This is a genomic window from Nostoc sp. CCY 9925 (genome assembly GCF_963920935.1).
Classification (GTDB): Bacteria; Cyanobacteriota; Cyanobacteriia; order Cyanobacteriales; family Nostocaceae; genus Nostoc.
Genome location: NZ_CAWUDO010000010.1, coordinates 124,921 through 151,273, shown reverse-complemented (window position 1 = coordinate 151,273; position 26,353 = coordinate 124,921). Strand labels below are relative to the sequence as shown.

The 26,353-nt window shown below is 38.0% G+C and carries 7 protein-coding genes; 5 read left to right on the top strand and 2 right to left on the bottom strand.

Annotation, left to right across the window (positions count from 1 at the left end; genetic code table 11):
* Positions 1-82 precede the first annotated feature (82 nt).
* Complete coding sequence (locus ACM0OY_RS08195) at positions 83-1,057, bottom strand: ABC transporter substrate-binding protein (RefSeq protein WP_414568363.1); 975 nt, start codon at positions 1,055-1,057, stop codon at positions 83-85.
* Between the two features lie 91 nt (positions 1,058-1,148).
* Complete coding sequence (locus tag ACM0OY_RS08190) at positions 1,149-3,797, bottom strand: TonB-dependent siderophore receptor (protein ID WP_414568362.1); 2,649 nt, start codon at positions 3,795-3,797, stop codon at positions 1,149-1,151.
* 1,032 nt (positions 3,798-4,829) lie between these two features.
* Here ACM0OY_RS08190 and ACM0OY_RS08185 point away from each other — a divergent pair.
* The 5 genes from ACM0OY_RS08185 to ACM0OY_RS08165 all read left to right on the top strand — a co-directional run bounded on the left by ACM0OY_RS08185 (position 4,830) and on the right by ACM0OY_RS08165 (position 26,352).
* Complete coding sequence (locus tag ACM0OY_RS08185; RefSeq protein ID WP_414568361.1) at positions 4,830-5,717, top strand: cupin-like domain-containing protein; 888 nt, start codon at positions 4,830-4,832, stop codon at positions 5,715-5,717.
* A gap of 73 nt (positions 5,718-5,790) precedes the next feature.
* Positions 5,791-11,142: an amino acid adenylation domain-containing protein gene (locus ACM0OY_RS08180; protein WP_414568360.1), complete on the top strand. Its 5,352-nt coding sequence runs from the start codon at positions 5,791-5,793 to the stop codon at positions 11,140-11,142.
* A 314-nt stretch (positions 11,143-11,456) separates the two neighbouring features.
* On the top strand, positions 11,457-17,393 hold the full coding sequence (locus ACM0OY_RS08175) for an SDR family NAD(P)-dependent oxidoreductase (RefSeq protein WP_414568359.1): 5,937 nt from the start codon (positions 11,457-11,459) through the stop codon (positions 17,391-17,393).
* Between the two features lie 30 nt (positions 17,394-17,423).
* On the top strand, positions 17,424-23,009 hold the full coding sequence (locus ACM0OY_RS08170; protein ID WP_414568358.1) for an amino acid adenylation domain-containing protein: 5,586 nt from the start codon (positions 17,424-17,426) through the stop codon (positions 23,007-23,009).
* Between the two features lie 82 nt (positions 23,010-23,091).
* On the top strand, positions 23,092-26,352 hold the full coding sequence (locus ACM0OY_RS08165; RefSeq protein ID WP_414568357.1) for a non-ribosomal peptide synthetase: 3,261 nt from the start codon (positions 23,092-23,094) through the stop codon (positions 26,350-26,352).
* Position 26,353: the final 1 nt, after the last annotated feature.

The window sequence follows — 26,353 nt, the reverse complement described above, 5'->3', positions numbered from 1 at the left end:
AGCGATTAAGCTTCTTTAAGTATATATGTACTACATTTAGATGCGTTCGCCCTGCCGAATAGGGGCGAACGGCAGTTTGTCCCTACTCTTCTGCTTCTTCTTTGACCAGGTATTTATATAAATCATCAATCACTGCATCAGCCGCAAGTAAATTGCTTCCTCTCCAAGTCAGGTAATTTATCGGATAAACATGATTTTGTTGAACGGCGCGGAGATGTTTCCAAAGTGGTTTTTGTTTGAGTTCTTCGAGAAAATTTTGGCTATCATCATTCAAAGTACCCACAAACATAATATCACCGTCAGCTTTTTCTAATTCTTCTATAGAAAAGTAAAGTTGTGTAAAAGGTACGATAACATTTTGTGCTTTGGGACGTTGCAGCCCCACATCTTTGAGAATAGAATCAGGAAAAGAATTGTTTCCTTCAGTAAATATCACGCCGGGAGCCAAAAAGACAAGAGAAATTTCTTTGTTGTTATAGCGATCGCCTAAAGCTGCTTTGAGTTTTTCAACTCGTTGATTATAATGTTCCCATGCTTGCTGTGCAGCTGCTTGTTTTCCTAAAACCTGAGTCACAAAATCAAATAGATTTCGCCAATTTTTATCTTGTCGCGACTCATATAGTACAGTCGGAGCAATTTTTGAAAGTAGAGGATACAACTGTTTTTCTGCGCTCCAACCTATAATCAGGTCAGGCTTAACTAGTAAAATATTTTCCAAATTAGGCGGAAAAATCCCTAGTGATTTTATACCATCTACTTTTCCCTCTAAATATGTATGTTCATTCAACATATCAATGTAGGTACTTGCCAGAGGTTTAACTCCAAGGACAAGGGCATCACCTAAAGTCGGTAAAGAAAAAGTGACAATACGCTGGGGGTTGATAGGAACGCAGGTTTTTCCCATTGTGTGTTGAACCATGCGGCAATTTTTACTTGCCAAATCAATAGGAGAAACTGTATTTTTAACTTTTTGACTGCTACAAGCTGTAATGAGTCCAACAATCAAAAACATTAATGCTAAACAACGTATCCAGTAGCGCATTGTCACTATTTTCATCGCTTCAGTCAGCTTTCAAAATTCCCACAAAATTATCTCCTAGATCAAACCTAAATTGAAGCCCTAACTAGGAGCCAACAAAGAATTGATATTAAAACTCTACTGAAACTGATCCGGTAATTGCGAAAGGTGAACCTTGAGTAATGTTTGCTCGATTGTTTGAACCTGCGGCATAACGAATATCAAAGAGGTTTTCAATACCTAACCTAAAAGTCAGGTTATTAATTTTGTAAGCAGCACCTAAATCTACTCGCACGTAGCTAGGAAGCTCAAAAGTATTTTCATTATCTCCTTGTCTTTCACCTACATAAACTAAACCTGTACCTAAACTTAAACCCCTTAACGAACCTTCAGTAAACTCGTACTTTCCATACAGCCCCACGCTGTGTTCTGGAGTATTAATTGGACGGTTACCTTCTTGGCCAGGGACGACACTTGTGGTAATTTCTGTATCTAGGTAGGTATAAGCTGCAATCAGGCTCAAATTCTCGGTTACTTTTCCTGTGACATCTAATTCAAATCCACGGCTACGAATATCGCCTACAAGGATGCTGAAATCAGGGTTGCTGGGATCGCTTTCTGCAATATTTGTTTGTTCTAACTGAAACAGTGCAGCCGTGACACTAAGTCTATCATTTAACAGATTTACTTTAGCACCAACTTCATATTGAGTAGCTTTTCTGGGTTCAGCAAAACCACCATCTGAAAGTAAACCAAATTGTGGCTCTGTCGATTGACTAAAGCTAGCATAAACTGAAGCTGAATCTGTCAGGCTATAAACTAACCCGATGCTTGGAGAAAGGTAATTATCGTCTTGTTGAGTTACGCCACCATTTATATTCTCAAATCCGCCGTAACGCAAACCTGCTAGTAAACGAAATTGTCCAAATTTGATGAAATCTTGAATGTAAACGCCCCAATTGCTGTCACTAAAATCAACTGTCCTATTAGTAAGTCCGGTGGGGATAGGAACATCAAAAGTAGGGTTAGCAACGTCAATACTACCAAAAAAACCAGCATTAACACCATTGAATCTTGAACTGTACTTGTTGTACTCAACACCTGCTAGTAACTTATGTTCTGTAGCTCCAATATTGAAGTTTCCTTTGATTTCACCTCGCAGATTGTATTGATTATAGTCATCAAAAATTGTTCGGTAAAAACGTGTTAGAGTATCACCCTCAAAACCAAGTGCGACAAAGATCGGATTAGCTTCTCTTTGTGTATTAAAATACTGACCGCTGAGATTAAGCGACCAATCCTTACTAATTGGCTGATCTAAGTAGGCTGCAATCCGATAGTGATCGTAAATTTGGCTATTGCGGGGGTCTGTGTAACTGCGGTCATAGAAAAACTGACCATTAAAGAATTTAGCTCCAGTATTAAAGTCTTTATCTTGTCGGTAATACTCCCCTTCAATTGTTAAAGTACCACCTTCACCCGTTGATAAGGTCACAGAAGGAGCAACAAAAATGCGATTATCTTCAACGTTGTCTACAAAATAATCTGAATCTTGATAGGCCAGAATCAGGCGATAGAGTACATTCTTGTCGTCAGTTAACGGCCCTGTTAAATCAATTTCACCACGATAAAAATTAAAGCTGCCTATATCGGCTGAAAATTTATAACCGGGCGTAGCTTGGGGCTTCTTCGTAATATAGTTAACCACCCCACCAGGCGATCCCGTTCCGTAAAGTAAGGAAGAGAAACCTTTCAAGATTTCAATGCGTTCGATATTGGCAAAGTCTCTGATGAGAGAGCGGGAATTATCTCGCAACCCATTGACATAAACTTGGCTACCTGTACTAAATCCACGAATTTGAAAGTCAGTGAACAGTCCGCCCTGTCCAACGTTTCCTGCTGTTACTCCACTAATGTAAGGAGCTAAGTCTTCTACTCGTCGGGGTGCCTTATCCTCAATGAATTCCTCTGTAATTACCCCAATTGACGCAGGTGTTTCTAGCAGTGGAATATCCAGGCGACTTCCAGTGGTAGCATCTGGTACACGATATCCATCTTCTTCCCCTGTCACCACTAACTCGATCGCATCATCCGATGGCGCTGGTGGTTCTTGCTGCGGTGTTTGGTTTGCTGGTTCTTGTTCGGGTTGTGGCGTTTCCGGCTCTTGTGCTGCTGGCTGTTGTGGTGCTGGTGGCTGCATAGCAGTTGCAGTGGAATTTATACCAAAAACCAGCCCTGCGTTGTCATCAAATAACTCGACTGTCGGTAAAGCGTTCTCACCTACCACCGTCACCCGCACAGTATTGGCATCAGCATTGATAACTGTTATTTCGGTAATTCCCGCAGCTGGTTTTTCCGAACGAAAGTTGAAAGCATTGCCATTGGGTAAACGCAACTGAGCGTTAGGGATATCAGCAATAAAAGTATTATCTACACTCCGATTCGTAACTTGTAGTTGTTCTCCAAGAGGCGTTTCTAAAATTATCTCCACACCCTTCTCGCCGGAAGTTGCTTTAACTGCCGCGATCGGGATGATTTGCTCCTCAGTTGTTTGTTCTGGGTTAGGAGGGTTGGTTGGTGTTGGTGACTGTACCAACATTTGGGCGCTAGTAGGATCTGTAACTGCAACCTTCTCATCTAATGTAGATTTGCTTATCGTTTGAGTAGAAGATTGACCTTGAACATCGTCTGTTACTTCCCCACCTTGAGCAGGAGCACTTACACAAACAACAACCGCACTTGTCAGCAGCAGGCTTTGAAAAAATCTATCTAACTTCATTTATCCGCTTTCACTCGATCGCACTACTTAACCACACCTGAACATACAATGACGAACTTTGAAAAAGATTGTCATTTAAGTTAGTTGAATCATATTATGAAGCGATACAAGACACAAGATAATTCATAATTTTTTTTATTTACTTTGGGTATCAATCAATAATTATTTCTAAACATTTATTTGCTTGATATTGGATTAAGTACACTACTAGTAGTGAAAACTACTTTTTTTGAAAATATCTTGAAAAGCCAAAATGCCAGCTTAATTAGGTAATTACGCCAAATTAGGCGCTGTTCAGCATCAGTATACAGTGGAGAATAGATCCCCCCAAATTGCGGGCAAATAGCTTGTAATTGATTGTTATCAGTTCAAAACAAATGTTTGTCTGGCAAAGGAAAAACTCATAAATAAAACTGATGCTTTAGTCTTTATCAAAAATTAATATCTATAGTTATACTCTTGCTAAAGCAACTCATTCTCGTTAGTGTAATCAAGGATAAATAAAAATTACTTGCATTAATCTCGATATTTATCCAGGTAAATCACTATTATTTAGCGTTGAGACAATCCCAAGTGGTTAGCTGAACTAATGACAGCAAATTGCAAGTTTGTGAGGTTCAGTGTTTTGGCTTACAAGCCAGATAAAAATCCTTTTTTGCTCTTGAGTTGTGGATTTTGGTGAAGAATTAGACAGGCGATCGCGTCAAATAGTCACGCAGTTATAAACATTAAATTTTGCCCGAAAAAGACGCAGACACGTCTGGAATATTCATTTATTCATGAATGAGTTCAAAAGAAGACGTTAGCTAATAAAAATTTCGGGCACTTATCAATAAAAATTAAGATGTATTATGCGTAGCAATAATAAAACAACGTCAAGATGTTGGAGTTTTTATGAAAGTTGAGTTTAATAAGCTAAGCTGCTTAGAGCGTTGATAGATGAAATAAAAATTACATTCATTTTAGTTGGCAATAGCAAAACGAAACAGCGTCAAAATTCTATTGATAATAAGTAAAAATGTTGGAGATTTTATGAAAGTTAAAGCTACTGAATCAATTTTAAGAATCAAAAGTCCTACTAAAAAGCAATTTTCAGAGACAGCGAAACAATATCAGCCTTTTATAATTGAAGATGTTGCTAAAAAATGGGATGCTTATAAGCACTGGTCAAATGATTATCTGATAAACAAATGTGGAAACAATTTAGTTCCAGTCCGGTTTTTTAAACAAAATTTTTGGAATGATTATAATAACTTTGCTTACGAACGTAGTTACGAGCCTCATAAAGAAATAAGATTGGAGGACTATATAAATAACGATCGCAGTTTAGTATGTTATTTAAATGAGGCAGTTTTTGAAGAGTATTTTCCAGAAATTGTTGGAGATGTAAATTATCCAGAATACTTCAACAGAGAGACATTTGTTAGGTTGTGGTTTGGTTTAGCAAGTAAAAATTTTTCCTCAAGTAGTAGCCTGCACTTTGATGCAGAACATAATATTTTTGCTCAAATTAGAGGTAGAAAAAGAATAATATTATATCCACCTATAGATTATTTGTCATTCTATCCACCTCTTGAGGATGCTTCTGGCGCACTATATGGTAGTAAGGTAAATCCCGATTCTGTAGATTTGGAACTATTTCCGAAATTCCCTTGGCAAGAAAAAATAGAATTTGTACTTCAACCGGGAGAAATACTCTACATCCCTCCTTTTTGGTGGCATCATCTGACGGCAGTAGATGATAATATTTCATTATCATTTTGGTACAACGTTAAAATTGAAGATTTTTTCTGGCAAAAAAAGATGTTATCAGTTTTCTTCCACACTGCGCCACATTATTTATATCATTTAATATCTGCTGGTAATTTCAGGGATTTGAAATTTTTTAAAATGATGTTTGGCGGCGATCGCGGCAAATAGTCCCTCAATTATCAACATTATAAATATTTGGCTAAATAGTTGAGTTGTACAGGGTGTTGGGTTTCACGTAAAAATGAATAAATCTTCTCATAGCTTATTTAATTCTTTGGGCGACTTGTGTACAGTTGTCGAATTACTGCGCTTTAGAAGCTCTACGCAGTCAGATAAAAATGCTTTTACCTTTTTATTAGATGGGGAAACACAAAAAGCGACACTAACATATCAAGAATTGGATAGGCGATCGCGTCGAATAGCGGCTCAATTACAAGGATTAGGTTTGACTGGGGAACGTGCTTTACTGCTTTATCCTCAGGGACTAGATTTTTTAGTTGCTTTTTTCGGTTGCTTGTATGCGGGAGTTGTGGCTGTAACTGCATATCCGCCGCGAAACGAGCGCAATACACCGAGAATCAAGGCAATTTCCCAAGATGCACAAGCAGCGATCGCGCTGACGACAACAGAAATCCTGCCGACAGTGCAATCTTTAATGACACAAAAGACCGACTTAGAATCTTTGCAGTGGTTGACTACAGATAATCTCCCACAGGGAATAGAAGATTCTTGGCAACAACCATCTATTCATCAAGATACCTTAGCTTTTCTCCAATACACCTCTGGTTCTACAGGCACACCCAAGGGTGTAATGATTAGTCATCGGAACCTACTACACAATGCTGCAACGACTTACCAATTCATGGAACATTCTCCAGAAAGTAAGTTCGTAACTTGGTTACCCATGTACCACGATATGGGTTTGATTGGAGGAATATTGCAACCTTTGTATGGCGGGTTTCCTTGCATCATCATGCCTCCAGCTTCTTTTCTGCAACGTCCCTATCGTTGGTTGCAAGCTATCTCCGAGTATCAAGGGACAACCAGTGGCGGCCCTAACTTTGCCTATGAGCTATGTACTCAAAAAATTACTGCCGAACAAAAACAAACTCTTGATTTGAGTAGTTGGAATGTGGCGTTTAACGGCGCTGAACCGATTCGTCATGACACTTTAGAACGCTTTGCAGCGGCTTTTGCTGAGTGTGGCTTCCGTAAAGAAGCATTCTATCCTTGTTATGGAATGGCTGAAACAACTCTCATGGTTTCTGGTGTAGATAAAGCAACAGCACCCACAATTAAAACAGTCCAGAAGTCTGCATTGGAATCGAATCGAGTAGTCGAATCATATCTAAAAGATGAGAATATTTGTCATTTTGTCAGTTGCGGTCGAGTCATACCAGAACAAGAGGTAGTAATTGCCAATTCAGAAACACTCAATAGTTGTCAACCTGATGAAATCGGCGAAATCTGGGTATCTGGGCCGAGTGTAGGTCAAGGTTATTGGAATCGTTTGCAAGAGACAGAAGAAACCTTCGGTGCTTATTTATCAGACACAGGTAAAGGGCCATTCTTACGAACTGGAGATTTAGGTTTTTTAAACAATCAAGAACTTTTCATTACAGGTAGAGCCAAAGATTTAATTATTATTCGCGGTCGCAATATTTATCCGCAAGATATAGAATTAACCGCCCAACGCAGCCATGCATCATTACGTTCTGGTGCTAATGCAGCATTTACAGTAGAAGTTAATCGAGAAGAAAGGCTCGTAATTGTACAAGAATTAGAGTTTCGCGCCAAGCCAAATTTAGAAGAAGTAGCTAGTGCAATTCGGCAAGCGATTACTGAAGAACATGAAGTACAAGTCTATGGCGTAGTTTTAATTAAACCGGGTAGTATTCCTAAAACTTCTAGCGGTAAAATTCAACGTCGTGCAACTCGCGCTCAGTTTGAAAATAATCAACTGAATGTAGTTGCAAGTAACATTCTCAAGATTACTGAGATTATTAGAAAAGAAACTCGATTACACCGTTCTCAACTTTTGGCGCTTTCCCCAAGAGAATGTCAATCGGTTTTAGAAACATATCTGATTGAACTTTTGGCGGGAGTACTTTCAATTGCAGCAGATGATATTAATTCACAAGAACCGTTAAGTACGCTAGGACTTGATTCTTTAAAAGTATTTGAATTAAAAAATCGGCTTGAGCTTGACTTAGAAATAGAAGTATCTCTAGCAGATTTCTTTGAAGGGATGAGTACGCGATCGCTTGTCACAAAGCTACTGGCTCAAATGGCAACACAAGCAATACCGTCAATATCTTTTACCCAAGAAGAAAAAAATACATCAATTTATCCTCTATCTTTTGCCCAGCAGGGATTGTGGTTTATTAATCAGCTAACTCCTGATAGTCCCACATATAATATTCCTATAATTATTACCTTCCAAGGTTGCGTAAACTTAAAAGCCTTACAAGATAGTCTTAACGAAATTATTAGACGACACGAAGTCTTACGCACAAGCTTTACACTAGTGGATGGACAACCCGTCCAAGTTATCAATCAAGCTGTACCCTTAACTTTGGACGTTGAAGATTTGCGTTCGCTGTCTCAGGGCGAACGCATTCAACAAGCGCAACGTTTGGCTAGAGAATTCGCACAGCAGGCATTTGATTTATCTGCTCAATCCCTTTTGCGTGCTAAAATTTTATATTTAAATGATAAAAATTATCAATTATTGGTCACTCTGCATCATATAATTGCAGATGGCTGGTCTATCAGTCTTCTGATAAAAGAACTAGCTGCACTATACGAAGCATTTTCTCTTGGCAAATCACCACTTCCTGAATTACCCATTCAGTATGGAGATTTTGCTAATTGGCAACGAAAATCGCTTGATGGCCAACGCATTCAACACCTATTGACTTATTGGAAACAAAAGTTGAGTGGTGAACTAACTGTATTACAACTGCCTACAGACCATCCGCGTTCCCCAGTTCAAACATTCAACGGTGCCCAAGCCAAACTAGTTTTTTCTCAAACTCTGACAACAAAACTGAAGAATTTGAGCCGTCAGCAGGGAGTAACGGTGTTTATGACCTTGCTTGCAGCCTTCAAAACCTTGCTGTATCGTTACACCGGTCAGAGTGACATTTTAGTAGGTTCGCCAATTGCCAGTCGTAACAGAGCAGAAATTCAATCATTAATAGGATTTTTTGTCAATGTTTTAGTAATGCGTACAGACCTTTCTGGCGACCTGAGTTTTGAGGATTTGTTAGCACGGGTGAAGTCAACAGCTTTAGAAGCATACACTCATCAAGACTTACCATTTGAAAAGTTGGTAGAGGAGCTAAAACCAAGTAGAGACCTGAGTTACAACCCATTATTTCAGGTGATGTTCGTTCTCCAGAATGTGCCGAAACCCAACTTAAGCCTGTCGGATGTATCAATTACTTATGAAGAAGGTTACAACGGCACATCTAAGTTTGATTTGACTGTGTTTATGGAGGATTCTGAGGGAGGGTTAATTGCAACTTGCGAGTACAACACACATTTATTCAATGCGGATACTATTAACCGGATGTTGGGGCACTTCGAGACTTTATTAGAAAGCATAGTTAGTGACTCCAAACAACACTTAAAAGACTTGCAATTACTGACTCCATTAGAAATCCGACAATTATTAGTTGAGTGGAATAATACCAAGACAGACTATCCGCAAGACAAGTGTATTCATCAATTGTTTGAAGCACAGGTAGAAAAAACACCAAATGCTGTTGCAGTCGTCTTTGAAAATCAGCAATTAACCTATCGCGAGCTAAACAACCGAGCAAATCAGCTAGCACGCTACCTAGAAAAACTGGGTGTCAAGCCAGAGGTTTTGGTGGGGATTTGTATAGAGCGATCGCTCTTAATGGTAGTTGCAGTTTTAGGTATTCTCAAAGCTGGCGGAGCCTATTTGCCCTTAGATCCTGCACATCCCAAAGAGCGTTTAGCTTTCATTTTAGAAGACACGAACAGTCCAGTCCTACTAACTCAGGAAAGCTTAATAGAGAAACTACCAACTGATGACATCAAGGTAATTTGTCTAGATTCCCATTGGGAAAAAATCGCTCAAGAGTTTTCTGAAAACCCCGTTTGCAAGACAAATGCCGCCAACCTAGCTTATGTTATTTACACCTCTGGTTCCACTGGTAAACCGAAAGGAACATTAATTCCTCATCAGGGATTAATTAACTATTTAAGTTGGTGTACTCAAGCATATACAGTTGAGCGAGGCAAAGGAACTACCGTTCATTCTTCTCTTGCTTTTGATTTGACTATCACTAGTTTGTTCTCACCATTATTGGTTGGCCGTCAGGTAGAACTTATTCCTGAAAATCACAGTATCGAGTCTTTGGGGAATGCACTTCGTCAAGAGTCAAACTTGAGTCTCGTTAAAATCACACCAGCTGAATTATTATTACTCTCTGGGCAATTATCATCAACAGAAGTAGCAGGTATAACTAGAGCTTTCATCATCGGAGGAGAAAATCTCTTGACAGAAAGTATCAGCTTCTGGAAGAGATTTGCACCTAACACGATGCTGGTAAATGAATATGGCCCAACAGAAACTGTAGTGGGTTGTTGTATTTATCGAGTACCCAAGGATGAAATTGAGTCAAGCTCAGTTCCTATTGGTCAGCCAATAGCTAACACTCAGCTATATGTATTAGACGAATACCACCAGTCGGTACCCATTGGAGTTCCAGGCGAACTTTATATTGGCGGTGCTGGGTTAGCGCGGGGTTATCTAAATCGACCAGAACTTACGGCTGTTAAATTTATTCCCCATCCTTTTAGTCACGAACCGGGAGCGCGATTGTATAAGACTGGTGACTTGGCTCGTTATCGTGCGGATGGAAATTTAGAATTTTTGGGGCGGATAGATCATCAAGTAAAAGTGCGTGGTTATCGTATTGAACTTGGAGAGATTGAGGGTTTACTGGGACAACACCCTAAAGTTCAAGAAGCAGTTGTGTTGATGCGGGAAGATATACCAAAAAATCAGCGTTTGGTGGCTTATTTTGTTGCTAATTCTGAGACAGCGCCTACAACTGGCGAGCTGCGGAACTTCCTCAAAGAGCAACTACCAGAATATATGCTGCCATCGGTGTTTGTAGAACTAAAGGCGCTACCGTTAACAACCAATGGCAAAGTAGATCGTCGAGCATTGCCAATACCAGATAGCGATCGCCCCGAATTAGAAGAGGTTTATGTGGCTCCTCGTTCTGAGATGGAGCAAGCGATCGCCAAAGTGTGGCAAGAGGTATTGCAGCTAGAAGATGTGGGTATAAATGATAATTTCTTCGACCTTGGCGGTCATTCTTTGCTGATAGTTCAAGTTAATAATCAACTGCGTACTATTTTTAAACAAGATATACCAGTAGTCACGATGTTTCAGAACCCTACTATTCATTTATTGGCAGGGTATTTAAGTCAAAAAACAGATGAAAAACCTGTCTTTGAACCAATGCGCGATCGCGTACAAAAACAAAAAGAAATACGCCAAAAACAAAAGCAATTATTTATGAACCAACCTAAAAATAATTCTCGTTGATTGGAGCTTGTTTCGTAATAGTATAAGAATTATTGTAACCAGCTTCATGAGTTGAGAATTTAACAAAATATGTCTTGAGTCGATCGCAGGGCGGCCGCATCATGTCAACAAGCAAAGTCTATTCTCAATAGAACTAAAATTAATGTCATTAACTCTTGCTTATTGCGAAAATTTTAGGCGATCGCTTTGGGGCTTAAAAAATAATCAAGCGCGAAATCCTGATTTTTTCGTTGGTTTTTAACCTTCGTTGTGATCAAGAGTAATTTAGATGCGTTTGCCCTGGAGTCGATCGTTAGCATAAGTGTGTACTAGGTATGACAAATCTGGATAATTCAGTCGAAGGAATAGCTATTATAGGAATGGCAGGACGTTTTCCAGGAGCTAAAAATATAAATGATTTTTGGCAGAATTTACAAGATGGCGTAGAGTCAATATCTTTATTTACGGATGATGAATTAATAGCTAGTGGTGTGAGTTTGACTTCCCTAAATGATAGTAATTATGTCAAAGCTAGCGGTATATTAGAAAATATAGATTTATTTGATGCTGCATTTTTTGACATTAATCCAAAAGATGCCGAATTTACAGACCCTCAACACCGTTTGTTTTTAGAATGTGCTTGGGAAGCGCTAGAAAATGCTGGATATGACTCCACTAAATGTGAAAGTCGTATTGGAGTTTATGCTGGTACTGGCTTAAATAACTACTTATCTATTGATTTGCAAGATGACCAATTAGGGTCAGCGCAGTTATATCAAAAAGTAATTGGTAATGATAAAGATTTTATTTCTACACGGGTTTCTTATAAATTAAATCTAAAAGGGCCGAGTATTACAGTTCAAACCGCTTGTTCCACATCATTAGTTGCTACGACTTTGGCTTATCAAAGTTTGCAAAGTTATCAATGTGATATAGCTTTGGCAGGAGGGGTTTCTATTCGAGTCCCACAAAAAACTGGTTATTTGTATCAGCAAGGAGGGACGCTTTCTCCTGATGGTCATTGTCGAGCCTTTGATGCTAAAGCACAGGGAACAACTATTGGTAATGGCGTGGGGGTTGTTGTCCTCAAGCGGTTGGAAGATGCGATCGCAGATCGCGACCACATCTATGCAGTCATCAAAGGTGCAGCAATCAATAACGATGGTGCTGTGAAAGTGGGTTTTACAGCACCTAGTGTAGATGGCCAAGCACAAGCGATCGCCGAAGCAATCATGCTCGCAGAAGTAGAACCTGAGACAATCAGCTATATTGAAGCCCACGGTACTGGCACAGCTTTGGGCGATCCCATTGAAATTGCAGCATTGACAAAAGCTTTTCGTGGTAGTACTCAAAAGAAAGGTTTTTGTGCCATCGGTTCAGTTAAAACAAATATTGGTCATTTAGACGCCGCCGCTGGAGTTACAGGGTTAATCAAAACTGCCCTAGCCCTGAAACATCAGTTAATTCCACCCACTCTCAACTTTGAACAACCCAATCCAGAAATTGATTTTGCTAATAGTCCGTTTTTCGTAAATACAAAACTCACCGAATGGCGGACAGGTTCTACCCCACGCCGCGCTGGTGTAAGTTCTTTAGGAATGGGAGGAACCAATGCCCATGTAGTTTTGGAAGAAGCGCCAATACTTCCACTCTCTAGTGCTTCTCGTTCTTGGCAACTATTACTACTCTCTGCAAAAACCGAATCTGCACTAGAAACTGCGACACAAAATCTTGCCCAACATCTCATGTCACATCCTGATCAAAACCTAGCAGATGTGGCTTATACCTTGCAAGTGGGGCGCAGAGACTTCAATTATCGGCGAATGCTGGTTTTCTGTGATATCCAAGATGCACTTAACGAACTCAACGAACAGGCTTCAAAACGAGTTTTCACTCAATTTCAACAGCCAAACGAAAACCGCTTTATCGCTTTCATGTTTCCTGGTCAGGGTTCTCAATATGCAGACATGGCTAAAGAACTCTACGAAACTGAGCCGATATTTCGCGAGGAAGTAGACCGATGCTGTCAGATATTAACAACCCATTTAGGGTTAGATTTGCGATCGCTCATTTATCCCAACGAGTCTGAAAAAGCAGCCGCAGCAGAGAAACTCAAACAAACCTGTTTTACTCAAAGCGCGTTATTCGTCGTTGAGTATGCCCTGAGCCAGTTGTGGATATCGTGGGGCATTTCTCCTCAAGCCGCGATCGGACATAGTGTAGGAGAATATGTCGCTGCTTGCCTTGCCGGAGTTATCTGTCTTGAAGACGCTTTAGCTTTAGTTGCCATACGTGGAAAGCTAATGCAACAATTACCCTCTGGGAAGATGCTTTCTGTACCTTTAAAAGCAGCAGAAATTGAATCTTTTCTTGATGAAAATTTATCTCTAGCTGCTTGCAATGCGCCGAATTCATGTGTAGTTTCAGGAAGTAATGAAGCTATAGATGCACTTAAAGAACAGTTGGTAAATCAAGGTATAGAATGTCAGCTTCTACATACCTCACATGCCTTCCATTCGCAAATGATGGAACCTATTTTAGAACCATTCATTGCAGCAATTAAAAAAGTTAAACTTAGTCCTCCCCAGATTCCTTTTATCTCCAACTTGACTGGAATTTGGATAACAACAGAAGAAGCGACAAATCCAACTTATTGGGCAAGGCATTTACGGGAAACCGTGAGGTTTACGGCGGGTATATCTACATTATTAGAACAGCCAAATCTTATCCTAATGGAAGTCGGCCCAGGGCGTACTTTGTGTACTTTTGCTAAAAAGCATATACAAGATAAAGAGCAGCAAATTATACTTTCTTCTTTACGTCATCCTAAAGAAGAACAAGCTGATATTGCTTTTTTACTGAATACTCTTGGTCGTTTATGGCTAGCTGGAATTAGTGTTGATTGGGCAAATTTTTATACTAGTGAACGGCGCGATCGCTTGCCTTTACCGACATATCCATTTGAGCGAGAAAGATATTGGATTGAATCACAGAGAACATCCAAAAATTCTTTAGTAACAAACCACAAAAAGCTAGATATTGCAGACTGGTTTTATATTCCAGTTTGGAAGCAATCTATTGCACCTCAAGGTATTAAATCTAGAAAAAAACTACTAATTTTTACAGATAATTGTAGTATTGGAGAAGAAATAGCGGACAATTTGGCAAGTAGTGGATGTGATGTTATTTCTGTAAATATAGGACAGCAGTTTAGCCAAAATAACCATCATACATACACCATAAATACTCAATCACCTGAAGATTACGATGCCTTAATTGCCAATTTGCAAGCACTGGATCGAGTTCCAGATGTAATATTACATTTATGGAGCATTACACCAAGCGAACATATACAATCAGGAATTGATTTATTTGAAAATTCTCAATATCTGGGCTTTTACAGTCTCTTATTCTTAACAAAATCTCTTGATAAAAATGGTATTACTCAACCTATAGATATTTTGGTTGTAACCAATGATTTATACGATATCATAGGTACTGAAAGTTTAAACCCTGAAAAAGCTACTGTTGCAGGGATGTGTAAAGTTATTCCTCAAGAGTATCCAAATATTACCTGTCGCAGTATTGATATTGTAAATCCCGTTGCTCAGACTTTCTTCAAAAATCAACTCATAGAGCAACTGTTAACTGAATTAAATACAAAATCTACTGATATTACTGTTGCGTATCGCGGACATCATCGCTGGGTACAAAGCTATGAATCATTGCACTATGAAACGGCTACATCTCCATTGCGCGAAGAAGGGGTGTATTTAATTACTGGTGGTTTAGGAGGTATTGGACTTGAACTTGCGGAATATTTAGCTAAGACAATACGAGCAAAATTAGTACTGACAACTCATTCAAATTTTCCCGCAACAGAAACATGGGATGAGTGGTTAGCTACCCATGAAGAAGGAGATAAATACAGCCGTAAAATCCTCAAGCTGCGTTCTCTTGAACAACTTGGTGCAGAACTTTTAATATTGAAGGCTGATGTTGCAAATGAATCACAAATGCAAGCTGTTATTGATGAAACTTTGCAGCGATTTTTTCAGATTAACGGAGTCATCCATGCAGCCGGAATTAGATTATTCAAAACAATTGCTGAAATAACTCCGAGTGAATGCGAACAACAACTAAAAGCAAATGGGTATGGACTTTTTGTATTAGAAAAAGTATTGCAGGGAATAGAAATTGATTTTTGTGTATTGATATCTTCGTTATCATCTGTTGTTGGTGTTTTGGGAATGGCGGCTTATCCAGCAGCACATCATTTTGCAGATGCCTTTATTTACAAACATAATCAGAAAAATCCTATTCCCTGGCGAAGTGTCAACTGGGATAACTGGTTAACTAGTGAATTAGCTGTGGAATTAGCAAGCAAGCCAGAAATTTCCACAGATTCATTCATAACTAACAAAGAAGGAATAGAGGTCTTTGAACGTATTTTATCTATTTCAAAAGTTAATCAAATAATAATTTCAGCAACAGATTTACAAGCTAGAATTGAAAGATGGAACAAACCAAGAGAAGTTTCCCAAGAACAAAATTTTCAACCCCTTCATTTACGACCAAACTTGAGTAATAGTTATGTTCATACTCGAAATATAACTGAACAAAAAATAGCTCAGATCTGGCAAGAAATTCTTGGAATTAAACAGATAGGAATCTACGATAATTTCTTGGAAATAGGAGGTGATTCTCTCCTGAGCATTCAGATTACTGCTAGAGCAAATAAAGAAGGGTTGCGATTTACTAATCAACATTTATTTGAATACCCAACGATCGCACAATTAGCAGAAATCGTAAATAACACAAATGCTGTGATTGCCGAACAGGGATTAATTCAAGGTGAAATAGCTTTAACACCTATTCAAAAATGGTTTTTTGAGCAAAACATTCTTGACTCTCATTATTGGAACCAAGCTATTTTGTTGGAGGTGCAACAACCTATTGACCTTGGGCTTTTACAGCAGGTAATACAACATTTATTAGTACACCATGACGCTCTACGTCTGCGTTTTGAACTCTTAGAATCTAACTGTAAACAGATTAATACAGATATCAAAGTAGTAAAGATTTCACAGATAGATTTATCAACACTTGCACCGGAATTGCAAGAAAGTGCATTTGAAGCATCTGCTAACGAGTTACAAGCAAGTTTAAATCTATCAGATGGAACAATTGTCAAAGTTGCTTATTTTGATATGGGAACACATCAGCCAAATCGTTTATTATTTATAATCCATCATTTGGCTGTAGATATTGGTTCTTGGCGGATTTTGTTAGATGATTTGCAAACAGTATACCAGCAACTTACACAAGGACAAGCTATCAAGTTACCTTTAAAAACGACATCCTTTAAGCAGTGGTCACAACGGTTAATTGAATATGCTCAATCAATTGAGTTAGAACAGGAGCAAGCTTATTGGTTGGCGCCACCTCGCGAACGAGTATTACCCTTACCAAAAGATTATCCAAATGGTGTTAATGATGTTAAATCTTCTCAAACTATCTCAATCACGCTAAGTGTTGAAGAAACTAACATACTACAGGATGAAATTACAGCAACTCATCGATTGACAATGGATAATGTATTGCTGACAGCCTTGACTCAAACTCTCACCAAATGGGCTGGAACTTCATCATTATTAGTTGACTTAGAAGGTAACAGTAGAGAAGTAATTTTTGATGATGTAGATTTATCAAGAACAGTAGGCTGGTTTACTAATATCGCTCCTATCTTATTAGAAATAGGAGATGTTTCTGAACCTGTAGAAGCGCTCAAGCTAGTTAAAGAGGAACTCCAAAACTTTCCCAAACAAGGACTTGGTTATGGCATTCTAAAGTATTTAAATAATGATATGGTAATTAAAGAGAGATTGCGATCGCTACAGCCAGCAGAAGTAATTTTCCTCTACCTTGGTAATCTTGAGCAAACCTTACCTCAATCTTCTTTATTTAAGTTATCTCAAAAATCAAGCGGTTCATCCCGGAGTTTGCGCGGACAGCGAAGCCATTTATTAGAAGTTAATGCTTTAGTTGTTCAAGACCAATTAAAAGTCGATTTGACATACAGTCGCAATGTGCATCGACAAGCAACTATTGAGCAGTTGGCTAACGATTTTCTAACAGCGCTGCGGTCAATAATTAAAGCTTACGAGTTATCTTCAGTCCAAAACTTTACTCCTTCTGACTTTGCTGAATTTAAATCTAGTCAATGGAATCAAGATGATATTGATAACATCCTGTCATCTGTCAACTATTAAACTTTGAATATCGCAAAGGTTTGCAGCGTCATGAAAAATAGCGCCACAAAAAATATTGAAGATTTTTATCCGCTTTCACCGATGCAGCAGGGGATACTATTTCATAGTCTTTATGCCCCAGATTCAGCAGTATATTGTGAAGTGTTTAGTTGTAGAATTGAGGGAGAACTAAATATTTCAGCATTCAAACAAGCTTGGCAACAATTACTAGAACGACACCCAATTTTGCGGACATCCTTTGTTTGGAAAGGTCTAAAAGAACCCGCTCAAATTGTGCATAAACAAGTTAAATTACCTTGGGAGCAAAAAGATTGGCATGGAATAGAAAGTATTACACAACAAGAGCGGATAGAAGCTTTTTTAGTTACAGAACAACAGCGAAGTTTTGAAATTTCTCAAGCTCCGTTGATGCGTTTCACTCTAATAGAACTAGAAGGAAATAATTACCAATTTGTTTGGAGTCGCCATCACTTGCTATTAGATGGGTGGTCTTCGTCTTTGTTAATAAATGAAGTTTTCTCATTTTATCAAGCATTCAGTCAAGATAAATCTTTATCTTGGAAACAACCTCGTCCTTACCGAGATTACATAGCTTGGCTGCAACAGCAAGACCTTGCCCAGAGCGAGAGTTTTTGGCGAAAGTATTTGCAAAAATTTACTGCAACTACTCCTTTAAGTGTTGACTCTACCTCCAATAATTTATCTGATGAAAGCAAAGACTATAAACAACAACAAATTAAGCTATCAGCAGCAGAAACAGAAGCATTACAGTCCTTTGCAAGACAGCAACAGCTAACTTTAAATACTTTAATACAAGGTGCATGGGCTATTCTTTTGAGCTGTTATAGTAGTGAAAATGATATTGTTTTTGGAGCTGTTATTTCTGGCCGAGGCGGTTTAACTGCAAGTGAGTCAATGGTGGGAGTGTTAATTAACACTGTGCCAGTACGAGTGTATATTAATCCAGAAGAGTTTGTAATTCCTTGGTTAAAACAACTGCAAGTACAGCAAAATCAAACGCGCCAGTACGAGCAATGTCCACTAATAGAAATTCAAAAGTCGAGTGATATTCCCGTTGGACAACCTTTATTTGAAAGTATAGTTAATTTTCAGAATTACCCAACAGATTTTTCTAAATTAAAACAATTCAGTAACCTAAAAATATCTAATATTCATAGTTTTATGCATCCTCATTATCCCCTCACTTTGTCAGTGAAGGCGGATTCAGAATTATTATTAGAAATTTTCTATGAAAGCCATCGGTTTGAGTCAAATACAATTGCTCGGATGTTGGGGCATTTTCGTACATTATTATTAGGTATAATAGCCAGCCAGCAGCAGCGTGTTAAAGACTTACCGTTGTTGACTGGACAAGAACATCGTCAATTGTTAGTAGATTGGAATAATACCCAAGTTGATTATCCTCAAGACTGCATTTATGAGTTATTTGAAGCGCAAGTAGAAAAAACACCTGATGCAGTAGCAGTAGTATTTGAAAATGAACAATTAACTTATCACGAACTGAACGTCAAAGCGAATCAATTAGCGCATTATTTACAAAAACTGGGAGTAAAACCAGAAGTTTTAGTGGGGATTTGTATAGAACGTTCGCTGAATATGCTCATCGGATTATTAGCCATACTCAAAGCAGGCGGAGCATACATTCCACTAGATCCGAGTTATCCAAAAGAGCGATTAGCATTTATTTTAGAAGATGCCCAAGCCCCGGTTTTGCTAACTCAAACTTCCCTTTTAGAAGTAATACCAGAAAATAAAAGTCAAGTCGTTTATTTAGATGCAAATTGGCAGAATATTGCACAACAAAGTCAGGAAAATTTATTTACTGAACTAACTACTGATAACCTAGCTTATGTCATCTATACATCTGGTTCTACAGGCAAACCGAAAGGCGTACAAATTCCTCACGGCGCTTTGAGCAACTTTTTGTACTCCATGAAGCAAAAGCCGGGATTAACCCAAAATGATACTTTACTGGCAGTTACGACTTATTCTTTTGATATTGCTGCCTTAGAACTTTTTCTACCAATTATAGTTGGTGGTTGTTTGGTAATTGCTAGTCGAGAAATAGCCTCAGACGGAATCCAGTTGTCAGCAAAACTAACAGACTCCAAAGCAACAGTTATGCAAGCGACACCAGCGACTTGGCAACTACTTTTAACAGCAGGCTGGAGTGGGAATTATCGATTAAAAATTCTCTGTGGTGGAGAGGCTTTACCTGGATATTTAGCTAATAAATTATTGCATCGGTGTGCTTCTTTATGGAATATGTACGGCCCTACAGAAACTACGATTTGGTCAGCTGCATCTGAGGTAGAAACTGATAGTAGGATTATATCGATTAGTGGCGCGATCGCTAATACACAATTTTACATTTTAGACCAATACAACCAGTTAGTTCCTGTGGGTGTAGCAGGGGAATTACATATCGGTGGCGATGGACTTGCAAGAGGTTATTTCAATCGTCCTGACTTGACAGCAGAGAAATTTATACCAAATCCATTTAGTGAAAAAGCTGGGCGTTTGTATAAAACAGGAGATTTAGCCCGCTATTTATCAAATGGAGAAATCGAATATATTGGTCGCATTGACCACCAAGTAAAAGTCCGTGGTTTTCGTATTGAACTAGGAGAAATTGAAGCACTCCTTACCCAACATTTCGCGGTGCGAGAAGCTGTAGTTGTAGTACGTAAAGATTCATTAGATTCTCAAAGAATAGTCGCTTATTTAGTCCCTCAAAACCAACAAATATTAACAATTTTTGAACTGCGTAGCTTTTTAGAGTCGAAATTACCAAGCTACATGATGCCAACAAATTTTGTAATATTAGAGGCACTTCCACTAACACCTAATGGTAAGGTTGACCGTAAGGCGCTACCTGCACTTGATAAAGTACTTCCAGAATTTGAGAAAAACTTTGTTGCACCTCAAACCGCTATGGAAAAACAATTAGTAGCGATTTGGATGGAAGTACTTGCATTAGAAAAATTAGGAATAAGCGATAACTTTTTTGAATTAGGGGGACACTCACTTTTAGCAACCCAAGTGATATCCCGGATTAATAAAAATCTTGATGTCGAGTTACCAATACGGCGAATTTTTGAACTACCAACAATAGCAAAATTAGCCAAAAGTATTGAGGAAAAGCAGCTAGGTATTAAGCCACTGCCACAAATTGAAAGAGTTTCACGAGACAAAGAACTACCCTTATCTTTTGCTCAAAAAAGATTGTGGGTTCTAGAACAATTGGAAAGAGGAAGTTCTACATATAATATGCCAGCTGCCGTTTACCTGGACGGACGTTTAGATATAGATGTTTTAGAACAAACTTTTCGAGAACTCTTACAACGTCAAGAAGTATTACGCACTAGCTTTAAAAAAGTAAATGGGAATCCCGTACAAATAATCGCTTCATCTGTTTCTATTTCTGTACCAATTATAGATTTAAGTGAAATTTCAGCAGAAAAACAATTTGTTAAAGTGCAGCAGTCAATTTTGGAAGAAGCTCAACTACCTTTTGACTTAACCAAAAGTCCATTACTGCGAGTTAATTTATTGCGTTTAGGCGAAGAGTCTTATGTATTGGTGTTAGTAATGCACCACATTATTTCTGATGGCTGGTCAATTGGTGTACTTATTCGTGAATTATCTGCGCTTTATGGAGCTTTCAGTAAAAAAGAACCTTTATCTTTAGCAGAATTACCAATTCAATATGCAGACTTCGCCTATTGGCAAAATCAGTGGCTGCAAGGTGAAGTAATGGAGAAACATTTATCTTATTGGAAACAGCAACTTGCAAACTTACCTGTACTGGAATTGCCTACCGACTATCCCCGTCCGGAAATCCAAACTTTTCGCGGCAGCAGACAACATATAGAATTATCAAAAGAACTTTGTGAAGAAATTAAAGCATTAAGCTGTAGAGAAGGAGTCACTATGTTTATGACTCTATTGGCGGCATTTAAAACCTTAATGCATTACTACACAAAGCAAGATGATATTGTTGTCGGTACTGATGTCGCTAACCGGAATTTTACCGAAATAGAGAATATTATTGGTTTTTTTGTTAATCAGCTAGTATTACGTACTAACTTGCGAGGAAATCCAACTTTTCAGGAATTATTAAAACGCGTTCGTGAGGTGACCTTGGCTGCTTACGAACATCAAGATATGCCATTTGACCAGTTAGTATTAGCCTTGAAACCAGAACGAGATTTGAGCCGTACACCTCTGTTTCAATCTAAGTTTGTTTTGCAAAATGCCCCAACACTTCCACTAGAACTTGAAGGCTTAAAGTTGAAAATTGTCGAACAGATTGACAATGGCACAGCTAAGTTTGATTTATTACTTACTATGTGGGAAAATGAACGAGGGTTGAGTGGTAGTCTGGAATATAGTACAGACTTATTTAATAGTTCTACGATCGCTAAATTTATTACAGATTATGAAATAATTTTGCGTGCTGTTGTTGCTCAACCTAATATTAGGTTTACAAGCATAAAAGAAATATTAGCAACGGCAGAGAAACAAAGGCAAGACGCAAAGCAAGAGGAATTTAAACAAGCGCGTAGCCAAAAGTTTAAAGCGTTTAAATCGCAACCCAAACCTAAAGCAATTAACTTATCTCCACAAGAATTAATTACAGAATCTTTTTTGCCATCTGGAGGTAAACTACCTTTAGTTATTTCGCCTAAATTTAGCGATTTGAATTTGGCCATTTGGGCTGAGAATAATCAAGAATTCATTATCAATAATCTATTTAAATACGGAGGAATTTTATTTAGAGATTTTGCTATTTCTCAAAAAGAGGATTTTGAGCAATTCGTTAGTGCCGTATGTCCTCAATTAATGCCTTACATAGAATCTTCCACACCTCGTACTAAATTAAGCGAAAAAGTTTATACATCTACCGAATTTCCTGCTGACCAAACCATTGCCTTACATAATGAATCATCATACGCCAATACCTACCCAATGAAGATATGGTTTTGTTGCATAGAACCTGCAACCCAAGGAGGAGAGACTCCAATTGCTGATGTGAGAAAAGTATTTCAACGTATTCACCCTCGCATTAGAGAACGCTTTCAAGAAAAAGGCTGGATGCTAGTTCGCAACTATGGCGATGGATTTGGTTTACCTTGGCAAAAAGTCTATCACACAACAGACAAAGCTGTGATGGAAGAATATTGTCGGAATGCTTGTATTGAGATTGAGTGGAAAGATAACAACCGTTTAAGAACTCGTCAGATTCGTCCAGCCATAGCAAAACATCCGAAAACGGGTGAAATAGTTTGGTTTAATCACGTTGTTTTTTGGCATGTATCGAGTTTACAAACACAATTTAGAGAGAAATTTTTCAGCGAGTTTACAGAAGAAGATTTACCATACAACACTTTTTATGGTGATGGTTCTCCCATTGAAGACTCAGTTATTGCAGAAATTCGTGAAGCTTATCAACAAGAAATGATTGTTTATCCTTGGCAGAAAGGCGATATATTAATGCTCGATAATATGTTGACAGCCCACGCACGTAATCCCTACTCTGGTTCGAGAAAAATTCTAACTGCAATGGGTGAACCTTTTCAGCATTATTTTTAAATAATTATTCACTCATAAAATCCATAGATTAAACAATTTCTCTCCCCTCTCTGTGTCCTAAGCGTCTCTGCGGTTCGTTATCATGAATAATCAAGTAATTCACGGTTTTCAAATTTCACCACAACAAAAACATCTATGGTTATTACAGCAAGCTAACAATAGCCTTGCCTATTATTCATTTACTGCGGTGGAAATTACAGGTAATTTAAATATAGAGACGTTTAAGACTGCCTTAAAAAGTATTGTCAATAGACATCAAATCCTTTGCACTAGTTTTCGTTGCTTACCAGGAATGAATATTCCACTACAAGTAATTGAAAACAACAGCGATTGGTTAATAAAACAACATGATTTTAGTTCGATTCCACCTGAAAAACAAAATAATACTGTTGAATTATTAATTGAATCTATTAAACAACAAAAATTTGATTTAGAGAAATCATTATTACAGATATCTCTAGTTATCCTGTCAGAATCTAAATATTTATTACTGTTAAACTTACCTGCTTTATACGCAGATAGAACTTCCCTGAATAATTTATTAACAGAAATAACTCATGCTTACACTGGCAATTTATATGATGATGAACCAGTACAATACATCGTTTTTTCAGACTGGCAGAATGAATTATTAGAGTCAGAAGAAGCAGAAATTGGTAGAAAATATTGGCGAGAAAAAGATATTAATCATATTTTCAACTTGAAACTGCCAAATGAAAATTTCTTGTCTGCTAAAACTGAATTTAAACCACAAATTTTTACTCAGATAATTCCACCTCAACTCATAGCAGAAATAACTGCGATCGCCGAAAAATTCAATACTACTGAATCATCATTATTACTAACATGTTGGCAAACACTATTATGGCGTTTAACCAATGTACCAAATATGGTTGTTGGTACTCACTGCGATGGTAGATCGGAAGAAGAACTCCAAGAAATGCTGGGACTACTTGCCAAATATGTGCCAGTGGATTGCCATTTCCAAGCTAATTTAAAGTTTAGCGAAGCTTTAGAGCAAATTACTTTAGCTCAAAATCAAGCTTATGAATGGCAAGATTGTTTTAATTGGGAATTATTTTCAGGGTTGGATGATATACCTTTCTTACCCTTCTGTTTCGAGTTTATAGAGCAAAATTCTGAAATTTTGGCTACAAATGCGGTTAATTTTTCTCTATTAGAGCAATATGCTTGTTTTGACAAGTTCAAAGTTAAATTATCATTTAACCGTACAGAAAACTCTCTTCACGCTGAATGGCACTATGATTCAGAATTATTTTTACCAGAAGATATCGAACGCTTATCTGGACAATTTTCTACTCTTTTGGAAAATGTAATTAACTATCCAGATGCACTGCTAAGTGAATTAGAAATACTCAGCGACATTGAACGACAAAAACTTTTAGTTGAGTTTAATAATACACAAACCGCTTTCCCAGCAAATAAATGTTTTCATCAACTTTTTGCAGAACAAGTAGAACGCACACCAGACAACATTGCTGTTGTTTATAAAAATCAGCAATTTACCTATCAAGAATTAAATAATCGTGCTAACCAGCTAGCTCATTACCTACAAAAATTAGGTGTGAAACCTGATGTAATGGTAGGTATTTGTGTAGAGCGTTGGTCGAAGACCTTGCCGCAGGCATCGCCCTTAATCTTAATTGCGCTTTTAGGTATATTAAAAGCGGGTGGTGCTTATGTGCCGATTGACCCTAACTATCCTTTAGAAAGAAAAGCTTTTATCTTAAAAGATTCTGAGATGCCAGTGCTATTGACTCAACAGCATTTAATGGCAGATTTAGCTACAAATGAAACAAAAGTAATTTGTATTGATAGCAATTGGGAAACTTTAAATCAGCAAAAAATTGAAAATCCAATTACTACGACAACCGCATTAAATTTAGCTTATGTTATTTACACTTCTGGTTCCACTGGTAAACCTAAAGGAACTCTAATTCACCATCAAGGATTAGTTAATTACCTCTGTTGGGCTACTCAAAGATATACAGTAGAACAAGGAGTAGGAACTGTAGTCCACTCACCTCTGGGTTTTGACTTAACCATCACCAGTCTATTATCGCCTTTATTAGTTGGTCGCACAGCAGAATTATTATCAGAAGAACAAGGAATTGAAACACTTTCTCAAGCTTTAAATAAAAGCTCGAATTTAAGTTTAGTGAAAATAACCCCCGCGCACTTGGATTTGCTGAAACAACAGTTATCTAAAGAAGAGATAGCAAATAAAACAAGAGCGTTTATTATTGGTGGGGAAAATTTATTAGCCGAAAGCATTACTTTCTGGCAAGATGTAGCCCCAGATACGATATTAGTAAACGAATATGGCCCTACAGAAACGGTGGTAGGTTGCTGTATTTATCAAGTTCCAATAGGAAAACATACTTCAGGTTCCATACCCATTGGTAAGCCGATCGCTAATACTCAGTTGTACATTTTAGACCAATATTTGCAACCAGTACCAACAGGTGTAGCGGGTGAATTGCATATTGGCGGACTGGGATTAGCTAGGGGTTATTTAAATCAACCTGAATTAACTGCGCTGAAATTTATTCCTAATCCCTTTAGTAAACAAGAAGGCGATCGCCTTTACAAAACAGGCGATTTAGTTCGCTTTTTACCGAGTGGAGATATTGAGTATATCGGTAGAATTGATAACCAAATAAAAATCCGGGGTTTCCGTGTTGAATTAGGAGAAATTGAAGCCGTTATCAATCAACATCCATCAGTATCTGCAAGTGTAGCGATCGTTCGAGAGCATAAACCAGGAAATCACAATTTAATAGCTTATATAACTCTTCATCCAAACAAAACACTAACTATCCCTGAGCTGCGGCGCTTCTTACAAAATAAATTGCTTGACCACATGGTACCAACAGCATTTATGATACTAGAAGCGTTTCCACTAACATCTAATGGCAAAGTAGACCGTCAAGCATTGCCAACGCTAGATGCTCTACGCCCAGAATTAGAAGTTGCTTATGTAGTACCACAAACTGAGGTAGAAAAGACAATAGCCTCTGTTTGGCAGAAAGCTTTGAATCTGGAAAAGATAGGCATTCACGATAATTTCTTTGAAATTGGTGGTCATTCATTACTTTTAGTTACAGTTCACAGCCAATTGCAAGAAATATTAAAAGTAGAACTATCAACCCTTGATTTGTTTAGATATCCCACCATCAATTCTTTAGCAGAGTATTTAAGTTCATCTGCAAATCAAACAGCATTTTTACAGGAAACTGATATCCAAACAGAGAAAATTTCAGCTGGTAAAGCGCAACAAAGAAAACGTTTGCAAAAAATTAAATCAGTTGAAAATAATTAAG